Source organism: Exiguobacterium sp. N5 (assembly GCF_025842465.1).
Lineage (GTDB): Bacteria > Bacillota > Bacilli > Exiguobacteriales > Exiguobacteriaceae > Exiguobacterium > Exiguobacterium profundum.
Genome location: NZ_JAPAEP010000001.1, coordinates 819,230 through 841,304, shown reverse-complemented (window position 1 = coordinate 841,304; position 22,075 = coordinate 819,230). Strand labels below are relative to the sequence as shown.

Here is a 22,075-nt window from a genome sequence, read left to right as displayed (position 1 = left end):
ATGCAAACACATATAGAGGGGGAAACAAGATGAATGAATCATGTGGCACGAGTCCGATTGTCGGATTTCGCTTCACGCTTAGCCCGATGACAGATGACTTTGTCGGGACGATCAAAGGGGCATTGAAAGGAACGAATATGACGGGTGTGTGGCGACATACGGATGACGTGTCGACCGTGATCCGAGGTCGCGCCGAGCACGTGTTCGACGTCGCACGGACCGTCTTAAGCCTGGCTTCAGAGGAAGGACGCCATGTCTCGATGAGCGGAACCTTCTCTGTCGGATGTCCGGGAGATTCGGCAGGGGATGAGGTGCTCGAGGCACCACCACAACCACTGAATGGAATTTCAAGAGAACAGTATGTCTCGTCACAGTTCGCGCTTTATCCGATGGGGGCGGAGAACTATATGGATCTCATCTATGAAGAAATCGAGCAAGCGAAACAGGCGGGTGTCTATAATGACTCCATGCACTACGCGTCAGGCATTCATGGGAACTTGGATGATGTGTTCTCGTATTACGAGTCGGCGTTCAACCGGACACGCGAGAAGAATCGACACGTCGTCATGACGGTGACGTTCAGTGTGAACAGTCCGTCACATGGAGGACAACATGCTTAAATCGTGGAAATTGAAAGAGGTCGTCCTCGTCTCCGTATTGTCTGTCGTCTTTGCCGTCGTCTACTTATTGTTTGTTCATATCGGGAACTTATGGGCAGGGTTGATTGGACCGATCGCCTATGAATGGATTTTCGGTATCTGGTTCATCGTGTCAATCATCTCGGCGTATATCATTCGGAAGCCAGGTGCGGCCTTCATCTCGGAGGTGATGGCAGCGACGATTGAAATGTTGATTGGGAATGCGATCGGACCGCGCATCATCTTGGTCGGCATCGTCCAAGGTCTTGGGGCGGAAGCAGTCTTTGCGATGACAGGTTATCGTCGATACGAGCTTTGGGTTCTCATGCTTGCTGGATTTGGCTCGGCCGTCACGAGTTTCGTGTACACTTACTTCATGAGCGGATTTGCGATGCTTGAACCAGGATATGTAGCGACGATGTTCGGGCTGCGGGCGGTCAGTGGCATGGTCATCGCAGGAATCGGTGGGAAGTTGCTCAGTGACCTGTTGCTCAAGACGGGGTCGCTTCGTGGCTATGCGATCGCTCGGAGTGGGAACGTCCATGGTTGAAACAGAATCGCTTTCATTCCGATTCCCCGAAAGTCTGGACACCATCTTAAAAGATGTGTCACTATCCATAAAACCTGGACGCACGATTTTGACAGGAGCGAGCGGAAGCGGGAAGTCGACCCTGCTCGCGCTGTTAAATCGTCTCTATCCAGAGAATTGTGATGGAATCCTGGAAGGCAGACTCGAACTACTGGGATGCTCTCACGACGACTACGCACCAGGCGAGATCAATCAGCGGGTCGGGACGGTATTCCAAGACCCGGACACGCAGTTCGTGATGGAACGGGTGGAAGAGGAACTCGTCTTCACACTCGAAAATTTGCGGACGCCGGTCGAGGTCATCGATCAGCACGTGACGGAGATTCTCGAGTCACTCCAACTGACCGATTACCGAAATCGTCACATCGATTCCTTGTCAGGAGGGGAGAAACAGCGGATCGCCGTCGCTTGCGCTATGGTCGGACAACCGGAATGGTTGCTTCTCGATGAGCCGTTGACACACCTTGATCCAGTGACCGCGAATCGATTTGTCGACTGGCTCGATCACTTGGACAACGTGAACGTCATCGTTGTCGAACATCGCGCGCACTTGTGGGGAGACTTTTTTGATTGGCACATCGAACTCGATCAAGGACGGATTGTACGGAACAAGCCGTTTCAACCGGTCGATGATTTTTCATTCACACGATCGTCATTGCCACGACAAGCAGTCGAACACTATGTGGTCGACGAGGTGCAGCGTGACACATTTCGATTAAAAGGAGTGACCCTAAAAGCTCGGATCGGGGAAGTGATTGCCATATTAGGACCAAATGGGAGTGGAAAGTCGACGTTTTTACGAAGTTTGACGGAGTCTGATCGCCGGGTCGGACTCGTCCCTCAATCTCCGGAACACTTATTTTTCATGAACTCGGTCGAGCAAGAGCTACAGTTTGGTCATGAGGAATCGATTGATAACGTACTAAAGGAGCTATCCCTCGAGGATAAACGAGTCCTCCATCCATTGTCACTCAGTCATGGACAGAAGCGACGACTCGCCGTCGGGATCCAGTTACTCTCCGACAAACAGTTGCTTGCCTTCGATGAACCGACGGCTGGCCAAGATGAACCGTCACTCCATGCACTAGAGATTTTGATGAAGCGACATGCGGCAAAGGGACAGACGATCCTGTTCGTGACCCATGACTTATCGTTCGCCAATATCGCCCATACGTTCTATTTGATGAAGGATGGAGAACTCTCAGGACCATTCGGGGATGAGCTTTGGGAGGACACGGAGAGACTTCGTCATTATCGACTAGCGGGAGGACGACAACGATGTCACTCCATGATATGAATCCGACAATCAAGTTCGGGACGATGACAATCATCATGTTCGGGCTTGCCTTGTTTTATAACCCTTGGACCCCGCTCGTCATCATCGTCGGTACGTTGACAATTCAATTGCTGGCGACGGACGTGTGCTGGAAGAAGTGGAGCCTGTTTTTGATTCCTTTTCTCGTCACGGCGCTCGGGACGTTTTGGACGACACTCGTGTTTGGGAAGGAGCTCGGGGGCGAGACGTGGGTAACCCTTCTCGGTCAAGATATCTCAAAAGAAGAGGCGCGCGTCGCTACGTCTCTTAGTCTCCGTGTATTGGCGTTCACCGTATTGTCGCTCCTCTTCATGTTGACGACCGATTCGAAACGTTTCGTCATGAGTTTGATGCAACAGGCGAGGCTTTCACCGACGATTGCCTACAGCGCGCTCGTCGGATTCCGCTTCCTTCCGTTGATGCAACGGGAGATGTATCAGCTTCAATACGCGCATCGTCTTCGCGGCGTTCCGCTCGATACGAAATGGGAACGGATTCGTCATGTACCGAAACTCCTTCTCCCGCTGTTGGCAGGTTCGATCCGACGTGCGGAACGGGTCGCCTTCTCTATGGAGGCGAGGGGTTTCACGAGTGGGAAACGGACCGTCTATGAGCGGATTGACGTCAAACCGTCCGATTACATATGGTCCGGTATATTCTTCACACTGTTTGGCCTTTCCATTTGGATCGGCATATGAAAAGACGACTCACGGAGAGTCGTCTTTTTTCGTTTCTTTCACGATGCGAAACTTCGGTTTGACCGATTCGTTGTTGAACGCCTCGAGAACGGTATTCTCGTTTGCCATTCGAATCTGTTGTGGCTCGCCTTTTGCTGTCGTACCGATGCAATACATGTTCGCTTCATAATCCGCAAAGAGCGATTTGTAAGATGTCGCGTGGTGCATCAAGCGACCTGGAGACCCCCAACCGACGATGATCATCCCGCCGCTTGCTTCTACCTCTTGTAACGTCTCTTCGACGTAATGGTAGTTCGTCTCATCGAGTTGAGACTCCACGTATGGAAGGTTGTCATTGATGGCGAGTGTCGGGACGAGACTGATGACCCGCATTTCTCGAATCGGTTGTGACAAATGATTTTGCATCAACATATAAGCACGCTGTGTCGTCGTGCCAGACAAAAAGGCATCGCTCATCCGCGGCGAGTAAATAATGACGGCGCATATGACGCCATCCTCCACATCGGTGAACTCATACGTTCGCATATAGCGTTTCGTTTTATCTTCATTGAAGATTGATTTGACGCGGATGGTTACTTCTTCTACATGCGTGTTCATTTCCATTCCTCACTTTTTCATGTAAGCATCAGCCGAGCGATTTAAACCACTCGACATATCGAATCGTGTAATAAGCAACTCGTTGACTAAGCGTATCACGCTCATCAGGCATGAACGTCACGCTTGATTCATAGTTCTCGAAGTACGTCATGACATCATTGACATATTGCTCACTTCGATTGTATTCGAAGATAGCGTTTCGGACGGATGTGACTGAATCTGTCTTTTTTCCACCGTGTTCACTTAAATAATACGCCGCCGTGTGCGCAGAATCAACTAGACTATGTGGGTCAGCTTTTCCATCGCCGTTCCCGTCGCGACCGAGTCCGCCATACTGTTCAATCAAGGCAAGGTCCGTCAAATCCACTTCGTCTTCTGGGACATCGCCTTTTTGGTCATCGGTATCATATTCCCAACCGAGCCAAGTACGGGGCATGAATTGAAAAGGTCCGATCGCGCCGACAGACGAACGCATCGACGAACTGTGTGAGAAGATGGTCTCTACACGGTGAACGGCAGCCAGTAGGCGCCAGTCCACGTCATATGTTTCAGCAGCGTCTTGATAGACGGCCAGATGTGTGTTCGGAACACCGTTCTCTCCATAATAGGTTCGATACAATCCATTGTTCACTTTATCATGTTGACCGAGCCAGCCGACTGCCCCGAGCAAAAGCACGAGCACAATAATGAAACCGGTCAGTCGCAGCATCATACGTTTCAAGATACCGCCTCCTAGCTTTTAGACAATACCCGAATAGTGTAGCATATAGCTAAGAGGAAGGACAGGAGTGGATATGGATGCTTGAACGTTTGATTTTTACAGCCATTATCGGCTACATGCTGATCGTTCAAATCTTCAATGCCAAATTGATTCGTCCCTTGATTGAAACGAGAGGACGGGCATGGGTATATGAACAAACAGTGAAATCGGCATGGGGGCTGACCTTGTTGATTGTTGCCCTCATCTTTTTATTTCAAGTACCGCCATCAGAAGTCGGATTGAGGTTCGGACCAGAAGCGGGGAACGAACAGGCATGGCAAGTCTTTTACTTGTCATGCATCCTAGTCACCGTGACACTCGTCTTTTATCTGTTGGTCAAAACATCAGCACGTCTCCGACATGTGTTACGCCCTTACTATGAGCTCGATTTAGAGAAGATGCTACTACCCCGGACAAAAGCAGAAGAACAGGCTTGGAACGCCGTCTCGGTCACGGCTGGCGTGACCGAGGAATTCATATTCAGAGGAGTCCTGCTATACACGATTTCCCTCTATATCGAGGTGCCGGATGTGACTCTCGCCTTAATCGGGGGCGCCCTTTTCGGTATGGCCCACGCCTATCAAGGGATAAAGGGAGTCTTCACGACAGGGATCGTTGGATTCGGACTAGGTATCCTCTATTTAGGGATGGGTGTCCTTTGGCCGGTCATGGTGTTACATGTGCTACTTGATTTGATTGCCGGTCCAATCCATGTCGATGCAAAAAGCGAGTGACCGCCTCCTCATACGCAGGAGCGTCCTTGATCATGCAATCGGTATGTTCTGCGCCATCAATCAATACCAAGTCGTTCTTCCGGTTCAATGCATTCATTTCGACCGACATCCACGTCGGGACGAAATCATCTTTTGAACCATGTACGAATAGGATTGGGGTCGTCGTTTCCGTGACGGCCTTTTTCGGTTGGACTTGTCTCATCGTGAACCCGGCACGAGACCAAAGGAAATAGTCGATTCCCGGTAAAATGAGCTCGGCTGGGATATGGTGTAACTCTTTCAATTGATAACGCATCAATTGTTTCATATCGTCAAACGGACATTCTGCGATGACGAAGTCGACGTTCGTGAGCGGAGTCGTCTGCAAGACGGTGGCCGCTCCCATCGAGACGCCGTGAAGCCCGACTTGATCGACTGTTTCCTCTGTCTTCAACCAGTCCACCCAGTCGATCATATCGACTTTTTCATGGAAACCATATGAGGCATAAATTCCTTCGGACTCCCCGTGTGAACGTAAATCGACGGCAAGCAGGTTAAAGCCGAGACGATGGAACATGGCGAGGTGAGGGGCCATGAAACTATGTGATGCGGTATATCCATGTACGAACACAATCCATTTTGTTGACCCCTCATTCCGATAGATACGCCCGTAGAGGCGGTACTCATCACGAGATTGAATCGAGACATGCTCGAACGGTACGTCATGATAAAAGTTGCGATCTTCGTCCGTATATGGAGCGAGTAACATCTCCGGAGTCTTTCGTTTGCCCCGCGTCATTCGTTTGAAGGCATAGTAGCTGACCGCGTAGTAGCCTGTGAAAAGTGATGCCAATCCAATTTTCCATTTTCGTTGCATTAATACCGACTCCTTTCAACGTTATTGTACCCGAAACGAATCGATACGGTCCTGTTTTCTTATATAAGGAGAGGGCATACAGAACATAATCGTGTGAATATCAGGAATCAAGGCACATGGAAAGGCATGATCTTGAACGATACGATGGAGTGACAACAGCAGGAGGGTGGGGACATCTATATGGAGAGGTCAAAGATCTATCGAATGATACAAATGGTGTTGAGCGACAGAAAGGGGATGCTTGAACGGGGAGTAACGTTCTCGTGGACGATTGAAGGAGATGAACGAATCATCGGACTCGTATTTGATGTTATTCTCGACCGTTATTTTCTATATAATCAAACAAGCCTCCTCACCGAGGTACAAGAGATTGCGCGTCTAGTCGAATGTCGACCAGAGGAAATCGTTCGCGCACTCTCCTGTCTTTCGGGGATTCGACTCGAATCGAATCATATCATCGAACGATTGATGAACATCGAAGAGGCGACCATTTCGGAGAACGGATCAATCCTTGTCGCCATTCGCCTTGGAGGATGGCTCACTCATCAATTGCATCAAATTGGTCGTGATGCCCTTCTTCCTTGTTGAGCTCGGTCAAGGTACCGTCAATCACGCGAAGGACGCGATCACACACATCGAGCATGCGTTCATCATGTGTGATGACGACGACACGTCTCCCTTCTTCATGCGCTTGTTTGGCCAATAACGCCATCACACGGCGTCCATTCTCATAATCAAGACTCGCCGTCGGTTCATCTGCCAAAATGAGTTGCGGGGAGTTGATCAAGGCACGTGCGACGGCGACACGTTGCTTTTCACCTCCCGACAATGTCGACGGGAGATGATGCAGGCGGTGTCCTAAGCCGAGGTCGGTCAATAGTTGTTTCGCATCTATCTGTCTCTTCTCCTGAATCAGCTCAAGTTGCTCGAGCACCGTCAAGTAGGGAATCAGGTGGGCCTGCTGAAACACGAACCCGACTTCATGTAGACGTAACAGACGACGTTGTTCCTCATCTAATTCGAATACGTCCCGTTCGTTCATCAAAAATGCTCCTTGATCTGGTTTTCGCAATAGACCGAGGATATATAACAATGTACTCTTCCCGCTACCACTCGGACCGACGATGGCAACGCATTCCCCTGGCGATACATGTAACTCGATGTCATTCAATACGAGCTGACCGTCAAACTGATGTGATACATGGCTTAACCTCATGATGCTTTTCCTCCTATGATTTCAATTGCGTCGACTTGACGTAGTTTCCATAACGGTAACAACGCGCCAAGAACAGATAAGAAAATGAACATGGATCCGAATAGCGCGACATGACCGAAGTCGACGAGAAACGGTAACGATGATGGAATCAACGCATCGACGACGTACATGAACCCGATCGATGTGGCGACTGCGGCAGATACGATGACGATGACCTGAAAGAGCAGTGCCCGTCCGATGATTCGAGGAGAGAGACCGATTGCCTTCAGAATTCCGAGTTCAGGTAACTTTTGAAGCGTGAACAAATAAAAGAATGCGGTCAAAATAAACGTTCCGATCACGAGTAGAAAAGCACGCATCATCGTGAATGTGCTTTGCTCGGCACTATATCCAGGAACCGACTCAATCAAATCTTGTTGACTCATGACGAGCGGATTGGACATCGTGGATTCCGTTCCAATCTCAGCCGATACATATGGACGTTGTTCGGAGTAATCCAAATAATCGAACCACGTCTCGTTCGTCGTGTAAATCACCGGTCCATGACTGTAGCGTCCAGGCGCCTCACCGGCGATCGTAAAACGATATTCGGACGCAAAGTCGGTCAACGTGTCACCTGTTCCAAGCTGTTCTGAAAGACTTGGGTCAAACAAGACTTCACCTGTTTCTAGATAAGTACCTGGGCCAATATTACTTCCACTTGGAAGGGCGAATAGCGTGACCTCTTCTTTTTTTCCATCAATCGTGACCGTGAGCTGTCGGACGCTCATCGTTTCGTTTGAAGTATCCGCTGTGACGTCTATAAACGATCGTGTCAATTGACCTTCTGAGTCCGGATCAAGTTGATACGTCGTAGCATTCAATTCGTGCAAGGCAGAACCGTTATCATATGCGAGACCGTCTGCTAGCCCTGTGATGAGTGTCGTCAACATGACAATCAATAATGTGATCACGAACAACATGGAAAACTTTCTTTTCTGTCTCCACATCTCTTTCCAACCTAACTGCATAAAAAAACCTCCTTCAAGTGCTGATGAAGGAAGTGTACGTAATCAATATGAACAGAATATGAACGACATCAAAAATGTAAATGAACCGTGGTGCCGGTTCCGAGGTTTGACTCGACTGTGATGTTTCCGCCATGTAGGTCGATGATATCTGAGGTGATGGCAAGACCGAGACCTGTCCCTTGAGTCGTTCGAGCCGTGTCCCCGCGATAGAAGCGGTCGAACAGGTGCTCTTTTGTCTCGTCGTCCATCCCAACCCCTTCATCCTTAACCGAGATGACGATACCTGGGTCGACGGTACAGGTGATGTGGATGGTGCCTCCATCATGTGAAGCATGAACGGCGTTCATCAATACATTGTTCCAAACTTGTGCGAGTAGAACCGGGTCACTCTTCAAGACTACGTCTTGTGGGATGTCGGTAACGACGGCGATCCCTTTTTGATCAAGAATGAAAGCGTTCGTTTGAATGACTTCGGATACCGATTGAAGCACATTCACGTTCGTCTCGAGAATCGGGGGATTTTCATCCAATCGTGATAAAAGCAGCAGTTGTTTCGTCAATTGGGATAGACGCTTCGTCTCCTGTTCGATGACACGCGCATATTCTCTTGATTCACCTTCCGTACCGTCAGCTAATTTTTCTGCATAGCCACCTAGGGAGGTCAAAGGAGATTGAAATTCATGGGAGACATTCGAAACGAATCGTCGCTGTCTCGCTTCGGTACGATCGATCTCATTTGACATGTTTTGAAATTGTCGTGCCAACGTTCCGATTTCATCTTGACGCTCGACGGGGAGATGTTCCGGAGCTTTACGCATGGCGACGGATGTGGTCGCATTCGTGAGCGTCTGTAACGGGCGGACCAGGGACCTTGTCGAGATGGCAATCAAGCCAAATGCCAAGAGGGTGACGAGTGCGAAAAATAGACCGACGAACAGATGTAACTCGCGGATTTGGGCACTCAAATCCGGACGAATAAAGATGACGTCCCCGTTTTCAAGTGTAAATCCATATGTGTTCGTCAGTTCGTTATCGAACAATCCGAGCAAGAAGAGATGAAACGGAAAGTCACGCATTCCCTGATATGGAGCCCCGTTCCGAACGGATTGAATCACTGTGTCAGAGATAGTCTCATCCCGAAAGGCACCGCCAAAACATCGACGTTCGTCAGTCGCATCCACGACGACCAGTTGATATCCGGTCGCAGCTAAGAAAGTATAGAAGGCATCATAGTCTAAATCGGTATGGTTCTCGACATACGACTCCGCTATTTTGGCGACCCGTTCCGTCTTCTCGCTATAGGAAGGTTGCCACCACTTGTAATAAGCCACATTGCTGATCAACAGGGAGATGGCTCCGGATAGAAGTAAAATCAAGAACATCGTGACGATGATTCGCGTGTAGAGTGTCTTCATCCGTTCACCTCGAGCGAGTATCCAACACCTCGTACGGTTCGAATCGACAAAGCAGGGTGATCGAACCGATTACGAAGTCGCTTGATATGAACATCAACTGTTCGCTCATCCCCCTCGAAATCAAATCCCCATACCAAATCAATTAACTCCTCACGACGATACACTCTTCCCGGAAAAGAGGCGAGTTGAAATAATAGTTCAAACTCTTTTTTAGGGAGATAGAACAGCTGACCCTCAAGCGTCACCTCGTATTCTCTTAAATCGAGTCGAAGAGGACCAGCTTGAATTTGTGAAGCGGCCGAACGTTGATAACGTCGCGAGACGGCTTGCAATCGAAAGAGTAACTCCTCAGGGATGAAGGGTTTGGTCACATAGTCGTCTGCCCCATGAACGAATCCTTGACGCTTATCCTCCCATTCATCGAGAGCGGTTAGTAAAATGACGGGAATATCGAGAGTCGCCTTGAGTCGTCGACACAATTCACGACCGTCAAGCCCTGGGAGCATGATGTCGACAATCGCGGCATCGATTGGTTGCATCGTGAAACGTTCTTCGCCTGTGTTCCCGTCGGTCGCTGTCAACACCTCATGACCCGCATCCTCGAACGTTTCTTTCACAAGGCGTAAAATGGAGGGGTCGTCTTCTACGATGAGTATACGCATAGCGGTCGTTCCTTTCCTAAATAGGTTCGACACGAAACGAGGTGACCCATGCGGAGTCACCTCGAATCGTATCAGCTTTATTGCTTCGTCATCTCTTGATGAAGGGCACGGAGGGCGCGGATGAACGCATCCTTAAAGTATTTGTCTTCTTGAGTCTCTAATGTTTGGATGGCCTTTTGGTCACCGTTACTCGCTTTGACGAGAAGATTCACGACTGTTCCCCAGCGTTTCACATGTTCTGGGCGAGGGTGGTTCAACGCGGTCGTCAGCGTGAACCAATACGGTTGATCGCGCCGCTGCAACGTGGCAATCATCCGTTTGGCAAGGAGCGCTTCTTCTTCAGAAGGGATTGTTGCCGTGGCGAACCAACCGAGCATCGAAGCGCTCATCGATTCAAGTTCTTGTTTCATTGCAGGTTCGATTGGCATCCGTCCGAAGTCTGTCACGTTGACAAATACCAATCGGTCTTTCGGGTCAATATGTGTGATCCATCCTGACACTGACTTCAGCTTTTCACGTTCTTTTGACTGGGCTTTGCACGTATACCCTTGAAGTTTTCCGATGTAGATGCGGAATTGTCCACGGTCGACATGTTTGTCCACCTTGAACTCGATTTCTTGTCCTGCTTGAAACGGTTGATTCCGTTTATTCAACGTCTGACCCTTTTTCAATTCGGGTCGTTTGGAAATATGACGCAATGCTTCTTGTTCAGTCCGATCATCCAATGTCCAAAGGTTGTGAGGGGTCACGTTTTTAAAACGATGACGCCGGACGTAGATGTATTGGTCGAGTGCGTCGATCGCGTCTGCGGAAGTGGCAGTTCCATTCAAATAGTCATCAGCGATATCACGTAAGGTGAGGGATTCGAGACGATCGATATGTCCTGAATAGGGAACGCTTCCGACAACAAATAACGCGGTCGCAATCAACTCACTTTCTCGAGGGGTCAGCGGTCGTTTGGCCATGGTGCACTTCCTCTCTTAATTCATATGATTAGTATAACAAAAACAGTTAGAATGTTGTGAACTCAACTGCGATTTGGAAAAAAATGAGGAATGGACAGGATTCCCACCATTTATCTCGAATAATGACTTGTAGAGAATCGGATGTAGGAATGAAAAAGTGAGGTGAGGCAATGAAGCTCTCCATCGAATCTGGGGATTATGTCGTATTGATTGAAATCAATAAAGAAGTACTCAAATGTGCATCCCTTGAGGAAGCCGATCAGGCAGATCGTCTGCGATATGAACTCGTTGGTCGGATGAGCGAACGCTTGCCAGCAGAAGTCATCGTTCCGTCGATCATCGATTACATTCGCTTCGGAAGCGGATATATCGGAGATCGTATCGTCTGGGACGCTGAAACGGAGTCTTTTTTTTGCCAGCAGTTTGAGACCATTGACGGTTCTCCACTTGGAGAGGACCTCGAGGGATTCCGTCCCGACCCAAGCCGGGTGGAACTGGCGCGCTACTATACGTACTTGACGATTGGACGGATTGTCGAGTTTGATATGCTGCACCCGGATGAGCCGAGCTATTGGTAAACTTAGCGACAACTTTTTATTCAAAAAAAGGGAAATCTAATCCAAAGTTTGAGATAATGGAGTCACTTTATCAGTTTGGAATGGAGCGGAAGGAATGAAAAAGATTGCCCTTTTGACAGCGATTGCCCTTTTACTGCCGGTCGGAGTAGATGCAGCACAGCCGGTCATCCTTAAGAAACATGGTTACGTCGTCTCAGAACCACAAGTCACGAGCCAATATTATGTGAAGCAAATCGGTATGGATTTGGCGTGGAATAAGACGAGAGGCGCAACTGATATCGTTGTGGCGCTGATTGACTCGTCAGCTGACCGTAATCATACGGATTTGAAGAACGTTCCTCGTGTCGTCAATTCCATGAAAGGTCCATACACTGCGGATATTCATGGCACACATACCGCTGGGATCATGGCCGGGAAACATAACCGTTTTGGGATCGCCGGACTCGCGCCGAACGTCCGCTATCACTTTTATAATGTGTTTTACGGGGTGAATTCAGATAAAACAGACTCCTGGACGGTCGCCAATGCAGTGGATACGGCTGTAGCGAAAGGGGCAAACATCATCAACCTCTCGCTTGGAGGGGATGATTATGATAGTCGTTTGGCCACATCGATTAAACGGGCAAGGGCGAAAGGAGTCATTATCGTCGCATCATCTGGAAATGATCGAAAACAGACGATCAATTTTCCTGCAAACATGAAAGAGGTAATCGCGGTCGGTGCAATCGATTCTAGACATCGTCTCGCGAGCTTTAGCAATATGGACGATCGTGTCAAAATCGTGGCGCCAGGTGTGAACATCCTCTCTCTAGGAATCAATAACCGCTTTATCTTTATGGACGGGACCTCGATGGCGGCACCGATGGTCACGGCGAGCCTCGCGCTCGTCAAATCGATCAATCCTTATTTGACACCTGGTGAGATCGACCAGTTGATTGCGAAGATGCCAAAAGCCTCCGGAAAGTCTTATACGGAATTGAATGCGATGAAACTGCTAGAGGCAACGGCTCGCCCTATTCATATCTCTGCCCCTTCGGTGTGGAAGAGTCGATACGTGAATGATGTCAAGTTGAGTGTCATGAACCATTCGAACTTAAAGTCCTCGTTCACACTGTATCAAGGGAACAAGAAAGTCAAGACACTTACTCCAAATCGGTCGTTCACGATGTATTCGAGTGGAGATTGGCTACCGAGCGGACAATACCGCATCGTCGGTCAAGTAACGGACGGAAAACATAAGCGCTACACGAGCCGAACGATTGATTATGTCAACACGTTGAAGACGGCAGTTTCTGTGAAGGTGTCGGAGGAAGGGACGTTCACGATTCATACGACACGAAAAGGGACGGTCACGGTACTTGATTCAAATGGGAAGGTCTTATACGAAGCGCTCCACATCGCCGGGACATTTCCGGTAAGAGGGAATACGACACAGAAGCTGACGGTCATTCTTAAACCGACGGACCTTCGCGAAAAAGTGGTGACGACATCTTTTGAGCCACCGATCATCGAAGACGAGCCTCCGGTCACAGAGACCTTGTAAGACAAAAAGCCGCCTGCTCCTAACGGAGAGACGGCTTTTTCTATTTAATCGATGGTGATGGCTTCTCCACACCAACGGATACTCGCTTCTAATACGTTCCCTTGGTCATCAATATGCTCGAAACTGAGTTTCCCATCTCGGATGATTTCGCAAAGACCGACTCGGACACGGTCGCTCCAAGCGCGACGCGTCTCATGCGTTTCATCGAACACTGGAATGGCGTCCGGGAAGCGCTCCTCGAGATGTGCTAAATTGTGATGGTCAAAATGATAAGGTCGTTTCGAGAGTTCGTTCGGTGCCTTGATGTCGAACGGTTCAAACCCTCGGACGAGACGATTATTTCGGTAGAAGGCGAACACGCCGTTGTTCGGGTGGAGCACTTTAATGTCATCGATTTCTATTACATAAGTCAGACGTTGAATCCAACCGTTTTTTGCATCCTGATGCATCAAAATCCCTCCTTATTCAATGAACACGCCTTATTTTAGCGCTGACTGAACGTAAAATCAAGTTTCGAATTTAAGTTGTCAACCGCTCAAATTTCAGCTACAATGGTTGAAGTGACTATGAAGTCTGGACAATCGCGGGACGCAAGTCTTGAGGAAAGTCCATGCTCGCACAGCCTGTGATGGCTGTAGTGATCGTGCTACACGAAACGATAAGTGTAGGCAACGCAAGTTGACGGCAGAAGAAACACCTAAGTCCTCGGATATGGTGTCCGCTTCTTGAAAGTGCCACAGTGACGGAGTCTGATCGGAAACGTTCAGAGTGGAACGAGGTAAACCCCACGAGCGAGAAACCCAAACTATGGTAGGGGAACTTCCAGACCGGAATCGAACGGGACGGAGGGCGCCGATGTGCGCAGATAGATGATTGTCACTCCATCGTGCCAGGGAGACCGCTATGAGCACCGGAGTACAGAACATGGCTTACAGGACAACATAGTCTCAACTGACAACGACAAGGAGTTCAAGCACATATACTTGAGCTCCTTTTTTCATGATTTTTTTACAACTTACAAAATGACTGAAAGATATTTATGTAGAAGGAAGGCGATTTAGATGGCAAAACGTAAACTGATTGCGACGGCAGCGATGGGAATCGAGGCACTTGTGGCAAAAGAAGTAAGGGATTTAGGATACACGTGCGAAGTCGAGAACGGACGGATTTATATCGACGCGGAAATGGAAGACATTCCACGTCTGAACATGTGGTTGCGGACAGCAGACCGGGTCAAACTCGTCGTTGCCGAGTTCAAGGCGACAACGTTTACAGAATTGTTTGACGGGGTCGTAGCGTTACCATGGACCGACCTCATGCCGTGGGACGCGGCGTTCACGGTCGACGGACGCTCGGTCAAATCAAAGCTGTTCTCGATTCGTGACTGTCAGAAAATCACGGAGAAGGCGATTGTTGAAGCGATGCAACGCGGCTATCGTAAAGAGGGAGAATGGTTGCCGAAGTCAGGCGCGAAATTCCCAATCGAAGTCGCTCTTTTAAAAGATGTGGCGACCATCACGATCGATACGTCCGGTCCACTTCACCGTCGAGGCTACCGTGAGCTTCATTCGCAAGCTCCACTCAAAGAGACGATGGCAGCGGCGATGATTCAATTGACAAACTGGCGTCCGGACATGCCGTTTTATGACGTATTTACAGGTTCAGGGACGCTCGCCATCGAAGCGGCGATGATTGGACGAAATATCGCACCGGGTATCAACCGTGAATACTTCGCACAGGATTGGACATGCATCCCGAAAAAAGCCTGGTATGCGGCAATAAATGAAGCGAATGAGAAGGCGGAGTGGGATAAACCGTTAAAAATCTATGGAATCGACTTGGATCCGCGGATGGTGAAACTTGCAAAAGACAATGCGGAACTCGCTGACGTCCGTGATGCGATCACATTCGTCCATAGTGACGCAGCCGCACTGAAGCCGAAAGAAGAGTACGGGGTCATCATCGGAAACCCACCTTATGGGGAACGACTTCAGTCAGAAGAAGAAATCATCGACTTATACGAACGGATCGGGGAACAATATGCGAAATACCCTGGTTACAGTGTCTATATGTTGACGAGTTATGAAGACTTCGAGAAGGCATACGGGCGCCCGGCGACGAAGCGTCGGAAGCTGTACAACGGAAATATCGAGACGCAATATTACCAATACTTCGGAAAGCGTCGCCCACGTCCGGACCGTGACGCAAAACCGAAATCAGAATGATGAATCCATGACCGTTCACCTGAGCGGTCATTTTTCTGTTTTCTTAGAACAAACTCACTTGTTTCATCATCCGTGTAACAGGATATACATAACATATGTATAATTAGAGGGGGACAGATGATGGAAAAGTATACAGTCGAATATCAGTTACATGTGAAAGAACAGAACACTCGGACGGTCGAGGTAGAAATGGACCGTGTGCCGGACTTAAATAATCAAGAAGAATTACATGCGGCTTACCAAATTGTATCTGACGCGATTCGTGAACCGATCACAAGTTTTGAGATTGTATCTATTACGTGAGCCCGAGGCAATCGCTTCGGGCTTTCTACATAATATTGGAGGAGTGAGCAAATGAATATTTTAGTAGTGGGCATCGGGGATGTCGCCAAAAAAGCATATCTACCTGTATATGCCGGGTTAAAGGACGTTGATGTGTATCTCGTCTCAAGGGATGAACAGAAGTTACACGATATCATCTCGACCTTTCGTTTCAAAGGAGGGTACTCAGACCTACACGCCGTGCCGATGACAGAAATCGATGCGGTCATGATTCATTCGACGACAGCTGTTCATTATGAGCAAGCCGAGTATTGTCTACGGCAAGGGAAGCATGTCTTCATCGACAAACCGATCACGTTCACTCTTGGAGAGACGGAACGACTCGTCGCACTTGCTAAAGAGAAAGGCGTCCATCTCGTCACAGGCTTCAATCGCCGATTTGCCACGGCCACACAGGCACTCAAACAAGTCGAGGAAAAAAATATGGTCTTCATTCAAAAAAACAGAACGTATAAACCGGCATCGCTTCGTGAATTTGTGATTGAGGATTTCGTGCATGTCGTCGATACGCTCCGTTATTTGACCGACCTTCAGCCTGTCGAACGTTTACGTGTCACACCTCGATTTGAAGGGGATGTGCTGAAACAAGTGATGATTCATTTCAAGGCAGGGGGAATCGAGGCAATCGGTTGGATGAACCGAGACAACAGTTGCACCGAAGAAGTGATGGAAGTCATGTCACCGACCGTAAAGCGGGTCACGCGTGATGTGGAGCGGATTACAGACTATGGACGAGACGGTGTGAAGGAATGGTCACTCGACCCATGGGAGTCGAATTTGAAACGTCGAGGGTTTATCGACCTTGTGGAAGACTTCTTATGTTTACTTCGTGGGGAACCGAACGCCTCCGTTGTCGCGGAAGACAGTCTCGAGACACATCGTCTATGTGAAGAGATTCTTAAAAACGTGCAATGAACCCGCTGTTTCTGTCAGATTCAGAGCGGGTAAAAACCCGATAAAAGGAGGCGATTTCGTTGGATATTCGTGAACTGATTATGCAAATCAATGACTATTTATGGTCGTACCTTCTCATCTTCGTATTGATTGCAGGAGGTCTTTATTTTACGATTCGGATGGGGTTCGTTCAATTTCGATTGTTACCGGAAATGTTTAAACTCTTATTCGTGAAAGGAATCAAGCATGAGAAAGGACAGGTCTCATCTTTCCAAGCATTCGCCATCGGAACGGCGGCCCGAGTCGGTACGGGGAACATCGCCGGCGTATCGACGGCAATCGCTTTAGGCGGACCTGGCGCCGTATTTTGGATGTGGCTCATTGCACTGATTGGAGCGGCGTCGGCATTCGTTGAAAGTACGCTCGCCCAGGTGTATAAAGTGCATGACGGCAAGGCGTGGCGTGGTGGTCCAGCATACTATATCGAACGGGCACTTGGTGCACGCTGGTTAGGCATCGTATTTGCCATTTTGATTACGTTCGCCTTCGGTTTTGCCTTCAACTCCGTCCAGGCAAATACAATCGCACTCTCCGTGAATAACGTATTTGAGATCGATACGGTCTGGGTCGGCATCATCTTATCCGTTGTCACCGCTATCGTCATTTTCGGTGGGATTCGTTCCATCTCGACCTTATCGGGAATCATTGTACCAATCATGGCGGGCGGTTATATCTTACTAGCCATTTGGGTAGTTCTTACGAATCTTGATGTCGTGCCACAAGTGTTCTCGGCCATCTTCTCTGAAGGTGTCCTCGGTTTCCAACAGTTGTTCGGTGGAGCGGTCGGTGCAGCTGTCCTCCAAGGCATTCGACGTGGCCTGTTCTCGAACGAGGCAGGGATGGGGTCTGCCCCGAACGCCGCAGCTACCGCTGAGGTGAGTCACCCGGTCAAACAAGGATTGATTCAATCGCTTAGTGTATTTGTGGACACATTGTTCATCTGTACCGCAACGGCGATGATTGTCCTCATCTCAGGTGTCGAAGGCTCTGAAGCATTCCAAGGGATTGAGCTTGCTCAAGAGGCGCTTCTCGTTGAAATCGGACCGATTGCGACGACGCTCATGACAATCGCCATCTTACTTTTTGCCTTCAGTTCGATTTTGGCCAATTATTATTATGGAGAGACGAACATCGAGTTCATATCTGAGAAGAAGCGATATTTGATAATCTATCGGATTGCCGTTGTCGGGATGGTCATGTTCGGTTCGGTACGATCTGCGGGACTGGTCTGGTCGATTGCTGACATCTTTATGGGCTTGATGGCGCTCGTCAACATGTATGCGATTTTCCGATTGAGTAAAGTTGCCAAGACGCTCCTCGACGACTATATGGTTCAAAAGAAAGAAGGAAGAGACCCAGAATTCTTTAAAGATGATGTCGAACTTCCTGGTAAAGAACATATTGAAGCGTGGGAAACGAAAAATGAAGAAATCAGTTAAAGGATCATCAATCAATGGGACGCCCCTGGCATTAGGGGTTTCCTCTTCATTTTAAATCGTTTATTTCAAATACCGCAGATATTTTATTAAAAGAAAGTAGAGAGTAACGATGAAACAAGTATTTTTGACAATCGTCAAGCGATTTTTTACAGAACGTTTTTTTGATCAAGCGGCCATGTTAGCCTATTATTTCATTTTATCCACGTTCCCGTTCTTATTATTCGTATTAGGGATTGTTGGATTTTTACCGTTTACGAGTGGCGATGTGATTCAAGCGTTATCACTCATCATGCCTGAAGCTAGTTACAAGCTATTAGAAGGGAACATTGAAGCCGTATTCGACAACTCCAAATTGAAATTGGCATCATTCAGTATCTTACCAGCACTCTGGATCTCATCTATGGCCGTACAATCTCTCGTGCGAGCATTGAACGATGCCTACCGGGCTGTTCGTAATAAAGCCTTTTGGAGGGGCGTCTTACAGGATATCGCCATCACCTTGGCGCTCATGTTTGTGTTACCATTTTCATTGCTCGTCCCTGTGATTGAGACGGCACTTCGAGAAATCTCTTCATACGTGTTGTTCATCGATGAGATTGTCACGACATATGCGCAGATTTGGTTTTACTTCAGATGGATCATCGGAACAGGTCTTCTATTCACTGTATTCGTATTTGTATATAAGTGGTTGCCAAGTGTGTCCGGAACATTTAAAAATAGTTGGGCCGGAGCCGCTTTTGCAACAGTAGGGATTCTGCTTGTCTCGAACGTGTTTAGTTACTATTCACAATTCGCAAACTACGAGCAGTTTTATGGTCAACTCGGTGCGTTCATCGTCTTATTGATTTGGTTTTATCTGGCTGCCTCTGTCATCTTGCTTGGTGGGCTGTTGAATGCGACGTTAATCGAGAGGAAAGAAAAACTTCGTTAGACGTGTAATTGCTAGTTATCATTCGAAAGAATAGGGAATGGTATCGTAAGGTCACATCATCAAAGCGGAGGTGGGAAACATGGATATGCAACGGCTCGTACACAATCGTCGTTTCATCGATCAATCATTGTTTTACCTCGCCTTACATCTATGGAAATGGATCCTACTGTTACCTGTCTTGTTCTATTTGGACGTATCGTTCCGACATTCTCCATTCTCTGAGTACTTGATTGTCAGTATCATCTTGTATCTCATGTTTCGTGTGATTCAATATGTGATAGCTAGCCGAGCTTCTCTCATGGAATTAGTAGAGTTCGCGTATGGGGTGCTATCACTTGTTCTCGTCTTCTCGTTCATGATGGAAATCGGCGCGCCACCGATCGCTGTCGCGATAGTTGGAGCTGCATACTTGAGCCATCCGATGCTTTCTCTACATCACTATCAAAACTTTTCAGAGCGCAAATGGTTGAACAAACAGTTTCAATTATTTAGCCCGATGCTTCGCCAGGGTGAGGTACCGGTTCATGTCCTCGTGTTGACGGAAGATGAAATTGTGATTACTGTAGAAAGTGGAAAAGAGTTTACGTACCGTCATATTTACTGGGGCGGTTTTTATGTAGAAAATCCTTCCTAAAAGGTGGTTACTCAGTTGTTTAGTGGATTTGATAATGTGATTGTCATCGTATTCTGGATTGCAACATTCATCGCTTTCTTTAAAGGTGCCTATGATATGTGGCGTGAATACCGAACGTCGAAAGAAAAATCAGTATTGTACTTTTTAATCGTACTGATTCTCACATGGTTTTGGTTCAATCCATACGAATTGGTCGCATTGCATCCGTTCGTACTAATGGCGTACTATTGGAACCGAAATCGGTGGATGCGAAACGCAATGTTCGTGTTGGTTCTCGTACCGTTTGTGATTCGTGTCTGGTTAATCGCAGCATCGATGTAAAACAAAAAACTCGGTCCCTTTATAGGGAACCGAGTTTTTGTGTGAATCGTTACTCTTTCTTCGCAGCTGCCAATTCAGCTTCCATTTCACCGAATTCTCGGTTGATACGTTTTTGTTCTTTCTGGCTAGTAAAGTTACTGACAAGCACGATTGCCAACATACTCAAGAAGAAGCCAGGTACCATTTCATAAAGGACTGTCGAAAGTCCAGTGACGATCCAGAGAATGACGGTAATGGCACCAACGAGGATACCAGCGAGGGCACCTTGACGCGTCATCTTGCTCCAGTAAAGTGACAAGAGGATTGCTGGTCCAAATGCAGAACCGAATCCAGCCCATGCATATCCGACGAGTGTGAGGATTGTACTTGATGGGTTGAGTGACATGAGCGTCGCTACAACTCCTACTAGCAAGACACCAACACGTCCGGCAAGGACCATCGTCTTCTCACTTGCATCTTTGTTGAAGAATTTACGATAGAAGTCTTCTGTCAATGCAGATGATGTGACGAGCAATTGCGACGATACCGTCGACATGACCGCAGCAAGGATGGCTGCCAATAAGAAACCAGTGATGAACGGGTGGAACAAGACTTCAGAGAATTGAATGAAGACTGTTTCCGGGTCCCCGAGTGGATTTCCTTGTCCTCGGAAATAAGCGATTCCGACGAACCCTGTCATGACGGCACCGATGATAGATACTGTCATCCAGCTCATCCCGATACGACGAGCCGTTTTCAATGATTTCACATCACGGATTGCCATAAAGCGAACAATGATGTGTGGCTGACCGAAGTAACCAAGTCCCCAAGCGAGGAGACCGATAATCCCGAGTGTCGTCGTCCCTTTAAAGAGGTCGAACAAATCGGCATTGATTGTCGTTGCAGAGTTGACAGCAGTGTCTACTCCACCGATATCTGTTAAAGCGACGAATGGTACGAGCACGAGCGCCAAGAACATGATGACACCTTGTGCGAAGTCCGTCCAACTAACTGCCGTGAATCCACCGAAGAGGGTGTATAAGATGACGACACTAATTGTGACAATGACACCTGTCTGATAATTTAATCCGAATGAGCTTTCAAACAACTTCCCGCCGGATACAAGCCCAGCTGACGTGTAGAACGTGAAGAAGATGATGATGACGGATGCAGAAAGGATCCGTAGCCAGTTCGAGTGATCTCGGAACCGATTCTCTAAGAAATCTGGAATCGTAATCGAATCGTTCGCCATCTCTGTGAAGACGCGAAGTCGTGGAGCAACTAACAAGTAGTTCAAGTAAGCTCCGATGACCAATCCAACGGCTAACCAAATTGCTGATAGTCCAGTTGCATACATTGCACCCGGTAGTCCCATTAACATCCAACCACTCATATCCGAAGCTCCGGCTGACATGGCTGTAACACCTGGCCCCATTTTACGGCCACCTAACATATAATCTGATGAATCGGTCGTTCGTTTATAAGCAACGTATCCGATAAGAAGCATCATCACGAGATAAAGCGCGATTGATACCCATTCTTGCCATAGCATTGAATTACCTCCTATTAAGTTAAAAGATCTATTTAATCAACTCGTTCGCGATTGTGTGAAGACATCACACAGTTAAAAACAAAAGTTGAAAATGCGAACTTGTGCTTTACCTTACAGAACCT

At 48.1% G+C, this 22,075-nt stretch carries 26 protein-coding genes and 1 other RNA gene; 17 read left to right on the top strand and 10 right to left on the bottom strand.

All coding sequences use genetic code 11. From position 1 onward, the window contains the following. Positions 1 to 29 precede the first annotated feature (29 nt). The 4 genes from OKS35_RS04355 to OKS35_RS04340 are packed head-to-tail and all read left to right on the top strand — an operon-like array spanning position 30 to position 3,240. A complete protein-coding gene (locus OKS35_RS04355) occupies positions 30 to 620 on the top strand; it encodes a Ykof family thiamine-binding protein (protein ID WP_214781227.1) in 591 nt (196 codons plus the stop codon). Continuing rightward, positions 613 to 1,188: an ECF transporter S component gene (locus OKS35_RS04350; RefSeq protein WP_012726387.1), complete on the top strand. Its 576-nt coding sequence runs from the start codon at positions 613 to 615 to the stop codon at positions 1,186 to 1,188. Before OKS35_RS04355 ends, OKS35_RS04350 begins: the two co-directional genes overlap by 8 nt. Further along, entirely contained in the window at positions 1,154 to 2,524 is a 1,371-nt protein-coding gene (locus OKS35_RS04345) for an ABC transporter ATP-binding protein (protein WP_264093055.1), read from the top strand. Before OKS35_RS04350 ends, OKS35_RS04345 begins: the two co-directional genes overlap by 35 nt. Beyond that, positions 2,506 to 3,240: an energy-coupling factor transporter transmembrane component T family protein gene (locus OKS35_RS04340; RefSeq protein ID WP_214781222.1), complete on the top strand. Its 735-nt coding sequence runs from the start codon at positions 2,506 to 2,508 to the stop codon at positions 3,238 to 3,240. The genes OKS35_RS04345 and OKS35_RS04340 overlap by 19 nt, the downstream gene beginning before the upstream one ends. A 9-nt stretch (positions 3,241 to 3,249) precedes the next feature. On the opposite strand, the gene OKS35_RS04335 is transcribed toward OKS35_RS04340, so the two are convergent. Together OKS35_RS04335 and OKS35_RS04330 are read right to left on the bottom strand one after the other, a co-directional pair. Next, positions 3,250 to 3,837, bottom strand: a complete 588-nt coding sequence (locus OKS35_RS04335) for a DUF1643 domain-containing protein (RefSeq protein ID WP_012726384.1) — start codon at positions 3,835 to 3,837, stop codon at positions 3,250 to 3,252. 28 nt (positions 3,838 to 3,865) lie between these two features. After that, positions 3,866 to 4,549, bottom strand: coding sequence for a lytic transglycosylase domain-containing protein (locus OKS35_RS04330; RefSeq protein WP_230872907.1), 684 nt, complete (start codon positions 4,547 to 4,549; stop codon positions 3,866 to 3,868). 86 nt (positions 4,550 to 4,635) lie between these two features. Here OKS35_RS04330 and OKS35_RS04325 point away from each other — a divergent pair, with 86 nt between their 5' ends. After that, on the top strand, positions 4,636 to 5,331 hold the full coding sequence (locus OKS35_RS04325; RefSeq protein WP_214781220.1) for a CPBP family intramembrane glutamic endopeptidase: 696 nt from the start codon (positions 4,636 to 4,638) through the stop codon (positions 5,329 to 5,331). Here the strand turns inward: OKS35_RS04325 and OKS35_RS04320 are convergent. Next, on the bottom strand, positions 5,264 to 6,187 hold the full coding sequence (locus OKS35_RS04320) for an alpha/beta hydrolase (protein ID WP_159562356.1): 924 nt from the start codon (positions 6,185 to 6,187) through the stop codon (positions 5,264 to 5,266). The genes OKS35_RS04325 and OKS35_RS04320 overlap by 68 nt on opposite strands. Before the next feature lie 116 nt (positions 6,188 to 6,303). Here OKS35_RS04320 and OKS35_RS04315 point away from each other — a divergent pair, with 116 nt between their 5' ends. Both OKS35_RS04315 and OKS35_RS04310 read left to right on the top strand, forming a co-directional pair. Next, a complete protein-coding gene (locus OKS35_RS04315) occupies positions 6,304 to 6,432 on the top strand; it encodes a hypothetical protein (protein ID WP_264092559.1) in 129 nt (42 codons plus the stop codon). Then, complete coding sequence (locus OKS35_RS04310; RefSeq protein WP_264092558.1) at positions 6,425 to 6,775, top strand: hypothetical protein; 351 nt, start codon at positions 6,425 to 6,427, stop codon at positions 6,773 to 6,775. Before OKS35_RS04315 ends, OKS35_RS04310 begins: the two co-directional genes overlap by 8 nt. On the opposite strand, the gene OKS35_RS04305 is transcribed toward OKS35_RS04310, so the two are convergent. The 5 genes from OKS35_RS04305 to OKS35_RS04285 form a co-directional block, all read right to left on the bottom strand. After that, entirely contained in the window at positions 6,726 to 7,403 is a 678-nt protein-coding gene (locus OKS35_RS04305; protein ID WP_264092557.1) for an ABC transporter ATP-binding protein, read from the bottom strand. The two genes, OKS35_RS04310 and OKS35_RS04305, sit on opposite strands and share 50 nt — an antisense overlap. After that, positions 7,400 to 8,413 (bottom strand): ABC transporter permease, encoded by a 1,014-nt coding sequence (locus OKS35_RS04300; RefSeq protein ID WP_214781214.1) that lies wholly within the window; start codon positions 8,411 to 8,413, stop codon positions 7,400 to 7,402. The genes OKS35_RS04305 and OKS35_RS04300 overlap by 4 nt, the downstream gene beginning before the upstream one ends. Before the next feature lie 68 nt (positions 8,414 to 8,481). Continuing rightward, a complete protein-coding gene (locus OKS35_RS04295) occupies positions 8,482 to 9,828 on the bottom strand; it encodes a sensor histidine kinase (protein ID WP_264092556.1) in 1,347 nt (448 codons plus the stop codon). Beyond that, positions 9,825 to 10,490, bottom strand: coding sequence for a response regulator transcription factor (locus OKS35_RS04290; RefSeq protein ID WP_159562351.1), 666 nt, complete (start codon positions 10,488 to 10,490; stop codon positions 9,825 to 9,827). The genes OKS35_RS04295 and OKS35_RS04290 overlap by 4 nt, the downstream gene beginning before the upstream one ends. Before the next feature lie 77 nt (positions 10,491 to 10,567). Continuing rightward, on the bottom strand, positions 10,568 to 11,455 hold the full coding sequence (locus OKS35_RS04285) for a hypothetical protein (protein WP_196430765.1): 888 nt from the start codon (positions 11,453 to 11,455) through the stop codon (positions 10,568 to 10,570). Between the two features lie 170 nt (positions 11,456 to 11,625). On the opposite strand from OKS35_RS04285, the gene OKS35_RS04280 reads away from it, so the two are divergent. Both OKS35_RS04280 and OKS35_RS04275 read left to right on the top strand, forming a co-directional pair. Continuing rightward, positions 11,626 to 12,033 carry a hypothetical protein gene (locus OKS35_RS04280; RefSeq protein WP_074036967.1) on the top strand — a complete coding sequence of 136 codons (408 nt, stop codon included), beginning with the start codon at positions 11,626 to 11,628 and terminating at the stop codon, positions 12,031 to 12,033. Between the two features lie 94 nt (positions 12,034 to 12,127). Beyond that, positions 12,128 to 13,576 carry a S8 family peptidase gene (locus tag OKS35_RS04275; protein ID WP_214781211.1) on the top strand — a complete coding sequence of 483 codons (1,449 nt, stop codon included), beginning with the start codon at positions 12,128 to 12,130 and terminating at the stop codon, positions 13,574 to 13,576. A 44-nt stretch (positions 13,577 to 13,620) separates the two neighbouring features. Here OKS35_RS04275 and OKS35_RS04270 read toward each other — a convergent pair whose 3' ends face one another. Next, complete coding sequence (locus OKS35_RS04270) at positions 13,621 to 14,025, bottom strand: hypothetical protein (protein ID WP_012726372.1); 405 nt, start codon at positions 14,023 to 14,025, stop codon at positions 13,621 to 13,623. Between the two features lie 120 nt (positions 14,026 to 14,145). On the opposite strand from OKS35_RS04270, the gene rnpB reads away from it, so the two are divergent. From rnpB to OKS35_RS04230, 8 genes are all read left to right on the top strand, one after another. Further along, an RNA gene (gene rnpB / locus OKS35_RS04265) (RNase P RNA component class B) lies at positions 14,146 to 14,513 on the top strand. Between the two features lie 124 nt (positions 14,514 to 14,637). Continuing rightward, a complete protein-coding gene (locus tag OKS35_RS04260; protein WP_074036970.1) occupies positions 14,638 to 15,801 on the top strand; it encodes a THUMP domain-containing class I SAM-dependent RNA methyltransferase in 1,164 nt (387 codons plus the stop codon). Between the two features lie 120 nt (positions 15,802 to 15,921). Then, complete coding sequence (locus OKS35_RS04255) at positions 15,922 to 16,104, top strand: hypothetical protein (RefSeq protein WP_230872813.1); 183 nt, start codon at positions 15,922 to 15,924, stop codon at positions 16,102 to 16,104. 51 nt (positions 16,105 to 16,155) lie between these two features. Continuing rightward, positions 16,156 to 17,058: a Gfo/Idh/MocA family protein gene (locus OKS35_RS04250; RefSeq protein WP_214781210.1), complete on the top strand. Its 903-nt coding sequence runs from the start codon at positions 16,156 to 16,158 to the stop codon at positions 17,056 to 17,058. A 59-nt stretch (positions 17,059 to 17,117) separates the two neighbouring features. Then, the gene (locus tag OKS35_RS04245; protein ID WP_205728292.1) at positions 17,118 to 18,536 is read left to right on the top strand and encodes an alanine/glycine:cation symporter family protein; all 1,419 of its coding nucleotides are present in this window, start codon (positions 17,118 to 17,120) and stop codon (positions 18,534 to 18,536) included. A gap of 109 nt (positions 18,537 to 18,645) precedes the next feature. Next, positions 18,646 to 19,467, top strand: coding sequence for a YihY/virulence factor BrkB family protein (locus OKS35_RS04240; protein ID WP_196430760.1), 822 nt, complete (start codon positions 18,646 to 18,648; stop codon positions 19,465 to 19,467). 79 nt (positions 19,468 to 19,546) lie between these two features. Continuing rightward, complete coding sequence (locus OKS35_RS04235; RefSeq protein WP_074036974.1) at positions 19,547 to 20,101, top strand: hypothetical protein; 555 nt, start codon at positions 19,547 to 19,549, stop codon at positions 20,099 to 20,101. 15 nt (positions 20,102 to 20,116) lie between these two features. Beyond that, positions 20,117 to 20,422 (top strand): hypothetical protein, encoded by a 306-nt coding sequence (locus tag OKS35_RS04230; protein ID WP_078146956.1) that lies wholly within the window; start codon positions 20,117 to 20,119, stop codon positions 20,420 to 20,422. Between the two features lie 49 nt (positions 20,423 to 20,471). On the opposite strand, the gene putP is transcribed toward OKS35_RS04230, so the two are convergent. Then, positions 20,472 to 21,953, bottom strand: a complete 1,482-nt coding sequence (gene putP, locus OKS35_RS04225; protein ID WP_078146955.1) for a sodium/proline symporter PutP — start codon at positions 21,951 to 21,953, stop codon at positions 20,472 to 20,474. Positions 21,954 to 22,075 lie beyond the last annotated feature (122 nt).